7 protein-coding genes are annotated in these 6,821 nt (G+C 67.7%); all 7 read left to right on the top strand.

Annotated elements, in window-relative coordinates; all coding sequences use genetic code 11:
- Window positions 1-140: 140 nt before the first annotated feature.
- The gene (locus VEG08_10895; GenBank protein ID HXZ28490.1) at window positions 141-1,550 is read left to right on the top strand and encodes a trehalose-6-phosphate synthase; all 1,410 of its coding nucleotides are present in this window, start codon (window positions 141-143) and stop codon (window positions 1,548-1,550) included.
- 127 nt (window positions 1,551-1,677) lie between these two features.
- Window positions 1,678-2,856 (top strand): cation:proton antiporter, encoded by a 1,179-nt coding sequence (locus VEG08_10900; protein HXZ28491.1) that lies wholly within the window; start codon window positions 1,678-1,680, stop codon window positions 2,854-2,856.
- Between the two features lie 219 nt (window positions 2,857-3,075).
- The gene (gene fabG, locus VEG08_10905) at window positions 3,076-3,822 is read left to right on the top strand and encodes a 3-oxoacyl-[acyl-carrier-protein] reductase (protein ID HXZ28492.1); all 747 of its coding nucleotides are present in this window, start codon (window positions 3,076-3,078) and stop codon (window positions 3,820-3,822) included.
- Entirely contained in the window at window positions 3,819-4,313 is a 495-nt protein-coding gene (locus tag VEG08_10910) for a GNAT family N-acetyltransferase (GenBank protein ID HXZ28493.1), read from the top strand. Before fabG ends, VEG08_10910 begins: the two co-directional genes overlap by 4 nt.
- Before the next feature lie 132 nt (window positions 4,314-4,445).
- A complete protein-coding gene (locus VEG08_10915; GenBank protein ID HXZ28494.1) occupies window positions 4,446-4,799 on the top strand; it encodes a helix-turn-helix transcriptional regulator in 354 nt (117 codons plus the stop codon).
- Between the two features lie 127 nt (window positions 4,800-4,926).
- Window positions 4,927-5,541 (top strand): MXAN_5187 C-terminal domain-containing protein, encoded by a 615-nt coding sequence (locus VEG08_10920; GenBank protein ID HXZ28495.1) that lies wholly within the window; start codon window positions 4,927-4,929, stop codon window positions 5,539-5,541.
- A gap of 125 nt (window positions 5,542-5,666) precedes the next feature.
- On the top strand, window positions 5,667-6,821 hold a 1,155-nt coding region (gene purH / locus VEG08_10925), incomplete at its 3' end, for a bifunctional phosphoribosylaminoimidazolecarboxamide formyltransferase/IMP cyclohydrolase (GenBank protein ID HXZ28496.1).

A 6,821-nucleotide genomic window follows, 5' to 3' on the forward strand; every position in this document is an offset into this window, starting at 1 on the left:
GGCGTGCTGGTGAGGCCGCGTCCTCGTCCCACCGCGGCCGAAGTCTGGGTGGCCCCTCCGGAGGGGGTTGCACAGTTCCTCAACGAATGGCTGCTGGCTGCCGGAGGTGAACTGTGAGGTCCGGGAACAGGCCCTTGGTCATGGTCTCCAACCGCCTGCCGGTGGTTCTGGAGCGGGAGGAGGCATCCTGGAAGGTGCAGGCCGGCGCGGGGGGACTGGTCAGCGCCCTGATGCCCGCGGTGGCCGGCGCCCGCGGTACCTGGATCGGATGGACCGGCACCGACCGGGATCCGGAAGTGGAGCGCTTGCTGGCGGCGCACGCCGAGCCCGGCTACCGCCTCCAGCCCGTCTTCCTGACCGCGGAAGAGAAGTCGGGCTTCTATTGCGGCTTCTCCAACGAGATCGTCTGGCCGCTCTTCCACGATCTGCAGTCACGCTGCAATTTCGAGCCTGCGTACTGGGAAAGCTACCAGCGGGTGAATGCCAAGTTCGCCGCCGTGATCGCCGAGGCCAGCGCGCCCGAGGATTTCGTGTGGGTGCACGATTACCATCTCATGCTGGCGGGGCAGAAGCTGCGGGAGAGCAGCGCCCGGCGCCGCACCGGCTTCTTCCTGCACATCCCCTTTCCCGCGCCCGACATCTTCGAGAAGCTGCCCTGGCGGCGGCAGGTCCTGGAAGGCCTGCTGGCCTATGGCCTGGTCGGGTTCCAGACTCCGCGCGATCTGCGCAACTTCGCCAACTGCTTGCGCCGGCTGGTACCTCAGGCCCTGCTGCACCGGCAGGAAGAACTGGTGCAGGTGCAGACCGAAGGCGGCAGCACCTGGGCGGGAAGCTTCCCCATCGGCATCGATTTCGCGGCGGTGGAGCGGCAGGCGCAAGCGGCGGAGGCCGCGCACGCCGCCGCCCGCATCCGCGCCGACCTGGCTCCCTGCCAGGTGGTTCTGGGCGTGGACCGGCTGGACTACACCAAGGGCATCCCCGAGCGGCTGAAGGCCTTCCGCGCCCTGCTGCGCCAGCCCGGCGTGCCCAAGGTCACTCTGGTGCAGGTGGTGGTGCCCAGCCGCGCCGACCTGCCCCGCTACCAGGAACTCAAGCTGGAAGTGGAGCGGCTGGTGAGCCAGATCAACGGCGAGCACGGCCAGACCGGGTGGGTCCCCGTGCACTATCTCTACCGCCAGCTTCCCCCGGCGGAGCTGTTCTCCTACTACCGCGCCGCCGACGTCGCTCTCATCACCCCGCTCAAGGACGGCATGAACCTGGTGGCCAAGGAATACTGCGCCGCCCGCGGCGACCAGGACGGGGTGCTGGTGCTGAGCGAGTATGCGGGAGCGGCCGTCGAGTTGGGTTGCGGCGCCATCCTGGTGAACCCCTACGACGTGGAAGGGGTGGCGGCAGCGCTGCGCCAGGCCCTGACCATGGAGGCGGGCGAGCGCCGGGCGCGCATGCGGCGGATGCGCCGCCGGGTGCGCCACACCAACGCCTTCCGCTGGTTTGATTCCTTTCTGGGGGCCGCTGAACGGCTGCAGATGGCGGCGGTGGCCGCTGCCTGAGAAGCGGTCCCACTGCCCCCGAGGCGGCGGGACCGCGTCTTTCCGGTCGCGTCGAATGCGGTAGCGCAAACCCCTCCCCTGAGGTAAACAAGACCTGTCGCTCCGTTTGCCCACGGGATCCCACACCATGACCCACACCGGCCACGAACTGCTGCTGGAGATGCTGGTGATCTTCGTGTGCGCGAAGCTGCTGGGCGAGCTGTTCGAGCGCCTGGCCCTGCCGGCGGTGCTGGGCGAGATCCTGGCGGGAGTGCTGCTGGGGCCGTCGCTGCTGGCCTGGGTCGCGCCCAGCGAGACCATCAACGCCATCGCCGGCATCGGCGCCATCTTCCTGCTGTTCACGGTGGGACTGGCGACCCATCCCAAGGACCTGGTGAAGGTGGGCGGACGCTCGCTGCAGGTGGCGGTGCTGGGAGTGGTGGCCCCCTTCGGCCTGGGCTTTGCCTACCTGGCGCTGCGCGGCGAGCCCGCCCACGAGGCCACCTTCGTGGCCGCGGCCATGGTGGCCACCAGCGTCGGCATCACCGCGCGCGTGCTGGCCGACCTGAAGGCGCTGCAGACGCGCGTGGCCCGCGTCATCCTGGGGGCGGCGGTCTTCGACGACATCCTGGGCATGGTGCTGCTGGCCGTGGTTTCCGGCCTGGCCGCCAGCGGCGGGGTCAACTGGCTGCAGTTGGGCGTGCTGACCGCCGAGGCCGTGGCCTTTGCCCTGTTCATGATCCTGGTGGGACCGCGGGTCATCCATCGCGTGCGCCCGGGAGTGAAAAAGCTCTCCATCCAGAATGCGCCCCTGGTGCTGGCGCTGGCGCTGTGCCTGGGGCTGTCGGTGGCGGCGTCGAGCATCGGCATGGCCGCCATCATCGGCGCCTTCTTCGCCGGGCTGATCTTCGCCGATTACTCCGAAGAGTGGAACCTGTACCCGCGGGTGAATGCCATCAACGAGTTCCTGGCCCCCTTCTTCTTCTTCGCCATGGGTGCCAAGCTCGACCTGCGCGCCTTCACCCCCGAGGTGGGACTGGTGGCGGCGGTGGTGACGCTGCTGGCGGTGGTCTCGAAGGTGGGCGGCTGCGGCCTGCCCGTGCTGCGCGAGGGCTGGCGCGACGCCTTGAAGGTCGGCCTGGGCATGACCCCGCGCGGCGAGGTGGCGCTCATCATCGCCCTCATCGGGCTGCAGATGGGGATGATCTCGCAGCGCGCCTACGCCATCGTCATCGTGATGACCGTGGTGACCACCCTGCTGCCCCTGCCCCTGCTGCGGGCCCTGTTCCGCAGGGACGCCGCGCACTCCTCCGAATTGTCATCCTGAGCGAGGGGTGTCCTGCGGCTGGTACGCAGGGCATCGCGAGTCGCGCTGCGCTCCAGAACCCTGGGGCTCCCTCGGATGACAAGCTCAATGAGCACTTCTTGTGGGACCGCTGAAGCGGTGCCCTGATACGAATCGGTGAGCTCTTTCTATCCACTATCCACTATTCACTATCCACCGGGACGATATAATTCCCGCTTCCCCAGGATTCCCAGGAGGCTTATGACCACACTCAAGGGGCGCGTGGCGCTGGTGACGGGAGCGTCGCAGGGGATCGGGCGGGCGTGCGCGCTGGTGCTGGCGCAGGCGGGCGCGGCCGTGGCTCTGGCGGCCCGCAATCAGGAGAAGCTGGCCCACGTGGCGGAGGAGATCGCGGCCGGCGGCGGGCAGGCTGCCGCCTTTCCCATGGACGTCGCCAGCGAAGAGCAGATCAAGTCCGCCATCCAGGTTGCTCTCGAGCGCTTCTCCAAGATCGACATCCTGGTCAATAACGCCGGCATCACCCGCGATGGCCTGGTGCTGCGCATGAAGCGCGCCGACTGGGATGCGGTGCTGGCCACCAACCTCACCGGCGCCCATCTCTGCATCCAGCAGGTGATGAGTTCCATGCTCAAGCAGCGCTGGGGGCGGATCATCAACATCACCAGCGTGGTGGGGCAGATGGGGCAGGCGGGGCAGGCCAACTACGCCGCCTCCAAGGCTGGCTTGATCGGGCTGACCCTGGCGGTGGCGCGCGAGGTGGCCTCGCGCAACATCACCTGCAACGCCGTGGCCCCGGGCTACATCGAAAGCGCTATGACCGAGGGCCTCACCCAGGAGCAGAAGGAGGCCATGCTCAAGGCCATCCCCCAGGGACGGCCGGGCAGCGACCTGGACGTGGCCCACGCGGTGCGCTTCCTGGCCTCCGACGAGGCCGGCTACATCACCGGGCACGTGCTCAACGTGAACGGCGGGATGGTGATGGGGTGAAGGCGGTCGCGCTCCAGGTCGTGCGGGCCGAGACCCCGGAGCAGATCGAGCACGCGCGCGAGCTCTTCCTGGAATACGCCCAGTGGCTGCGCTTCAGCTTGTGCTTCCAGGGCTTCGACAAGGAGCTGGCCGAGCTTCCCTGGCAGTACGCGCCGCCCGCGGGGCGGCTGCTGCTGGCCCACGCCGAAGGAGCCGAAGAGCCGGCGGGATGCGTGGCCCTGCGCCCGCTGAGCGAGTCCATCTGCGAGATGAAGCGCCTGTACGTGCGTCCTGCCTTCCAGGGCAAAGGCGTGGGGCGGGCGCTGGCCGACGCCGTGATCGCCGAGGCCCGCGCCCTCGGTTACGAGAAGATGCGGCTGGACACGGTCGCCGACAAGATGCAGAGCGCGGTGGCGCTGTACCGCAGGCTGGGTTTCTGCGAGATCCTGCCCTACCGCGACAATCCCATGCCGCACACCCTCTACCTGGAGCTGGACCTGCACCGGAAGTGAAGCCGGGCGCGGCCGCAGCGCGCGCGCTTGGGGTATCGAGAAAGAAAAATTCTGCTTGCAACCCGGTTGCCCCCTGATTACTATTCCCGCACTCCCCGAACGCCCTTGGATGACCTGGTTGGCCGGCCCGATATGAATATCGGCGAAACCATTCGGAATTTTCGCTTGCAAAAAGGGATGTCGCAGGGCGACATCGAGAAGCGCACCGGGCTGCTGCGCTGCTACCTTTCCCGGGTGGAGAACGGTCACACCATCCCCTCGCTGGACACGCTGGCCAAGATTGCCGGGGCCATGGAGATGCCGCTGGCCCACTTCTTCGCCGAGCACGTCAACGACAACGGGCACGCCAAGAACATCCCCCAATTGAGCGAGGACGAGGTCCGCTTCCTCACCCAGATCCGGCGGTATTCCTCCAGCCTCAACGACAGCGACCGCAAGCTGGTGCTGGCCATGGTGAAGAAGATGGCCGCCAGCGGCGGGCGCTAGCGGCCGCTCCACACCTCTGCGGCCGGCGTCGGCGCGCGTGCGCGCGGCCGTGGCCGACTCCCCACCCGCCCGCTGGTCGGGTATGATTTTCAGTGGTATAGTCCGCTTTTCCACCCCGGGGTGACTTGTGACGGTCGATGAGGAACTGAATGTCCTCGACGAAGCCTTGCGCCGGCTCAAGATCGAGTACGACATGTTCTTCGGGGGCGGCTCCCGGAAGCCTCCGGAGGACACGGAGTGGCGGGTGAAGTCGTTGCTCAAGAAATACAGCGACTCGCAGCGCCTGAACTTCGCTCAGCGCTTCCGGTACAACTCCATCGCGCAGAAATACGCCCTGTTCAGCGACCTTTGGCGCAAGAAATTGCGCATCAAGGAGGAGGGCTACCAGCGGCCCCAGGACGCCGTGCTGGGCATCGCCGGCATGCGCCGCGAAGAGGAGCAGGCGGCCGCCGAGGCCCTAGAGGAGGCCCCCGAGGGCCAGGTCGCCCCGGAGCCCTTCCGGGTGCACTGCTCCGACGTGGAGAAGGAGCACGACAACGTGCAGAAGCTGTTCGACGCCATGATGGACGCCAGGAAGCAGTCCGGCGAGGCCGCGGGAGCCGGGGGGAACTTCGATTCGTTCAAGGCCTTCGTAAAAAAGAAGACCGAGCAGATCCGCAAGGACTACGGCTGCCATTCGGTGGAATACTCGGTGGAAGTGGAAAAGGGCCAAGTGCGGCTGAAAGCCAAGGCCAAGACGTGAGTCCCAGGAGCGCGGCGGGCCCGGCCGCGCTCGCGAACGCATTACCAACCACAATCGAACCGGAGCCCGCCTTCGCGGCCGCGATGCCTCCGAAGCGCGGCTCCCCGTCGCCCAAGGGGGGGAACGTGTCCAGGATCCAGCGCGCCATCCTCAGCGTCACCGACAAGACCGGGGTCGCCGACTTCGCCCGCCGCCTCGCCGCCCTGGGCGTGGAGCTGGTCTCCACCGGGGGCACGGCCAAGCTGCTGCGCGAGGCCGGTGTGGCAGTGAAGGACATCTCCGAACTCACCGGCTTTCCCGAGATGCTCGACGGCCGGGTCAAGACGCTGCACCCCAAGGTGCACGGCGGCATCCTGCACTTGCGCGCCAAGGCGGAGCACCGCACCGCCGTCGCCCAGCACGGCATCCTGCCCATCGACATGGTGGTGGTCAACCTCTACGCCTTCGAGAAAACGGCGGCGCAACCCGGCGCGGAGTTCCAGGAGATCATCGAGAACATCGACATCGGCGGGCCTTCCATGATCCGCTCCGCCGCCAAGAACTTTCAGGACGTTGCGGTCGTCACCTCGCCCGCCGACTACGCCGCCCTGGCCGAGGAGATGGAAAAGTCCGGCGGCGCGCTCTCCCTGGCAACCCAGTGGCGGCTGGCGCAGAAGGCCTTTGCCACCACCGCCGCTTATGATTCCGCCATCGCCTCCACCCTGGAGCGCGTGGCAGCCAAGGATGGTCACCTCGAACTGGGGCCGCCCGCCGCGTTTCCCGAGACCCTGCGCCTCTCTTATCGCAAGGTGATGGACCTGCGCTACGGCGAGAACCCGCACCAGAAGGCCGCCATGTACTCTGACGGCTCCGTCCGCGGCGTGGCCAATGGCCGCCAGCTCCAGGGCAAGGAACTCTCCTACAACAACATTGTGGACCTGCAGGCGGCCTGGGAGCTCGCGCTGGAGTTCGACGAGCCCTTCTGCTGCATCATCAAGCACACCAACCCCTGCGGCAGCGCCACCGGGAAAGACGCCATCGAGGCCTTCCAGAGGGCCTTTGCCGGCGACCCCGTCTCCGCCTTCGGCGGGGTGATCGCGCTCAACCGCCCGGTGGACGGCCCCACCGCCGAGGCCATCGCCGGCCTGCGCCACAACGGGGTGGCGCTGTTCATCGAGTGCATCATCGCCTCCGCCTTTGATCCGGCCGCGCGCGAGCGCTTCGCCAAGCGTAAGGACCTGCGCCTGCTGGAGGCAACTCCGGATCCCCTGCGTTACGTGCTCAAGGCAGTTTCGGGCGGC

Source organism: Terriglobales bacterium (assembly GCA_035624475.1).
Taxonomy (GTDB): Bacteria; Acidobacteriota; Terriglobia; order Terriglobales; family Acidobacteriaceae; genus DASPRL01.

Bases quoted from the DNA above. Each gene is read 5' to 3' on its own strand.
- VEG08_10895 (HXZ28490.1), top strand. From the start codon at position 141: ATGGTCTCCAACCGCCTGCCGGTGGTTCTGGAGCGGGAGGAGGCATCC.
- fabG (HXZ28492.1), top strand. From the start codon at position 3,076: ATGACCACACTCAAGGGGCGCGTGGCGCTGGTGACGGGAGCGTCGCAG.
- VEG08_10900 (HXZ28491.1), top strand. From the start codon at position 1,678: ATGACCCACACCGGCCACGAACTGCTGCTGGAGATGCTGGTGATCTTC.
- VEG08_10915 (HXZ28494.1), top strand. From the start codon at position 4,446: ATGAATATCGGCGAAACCATTCGGAATTTTCGCTTGCAAAAAGGGATG.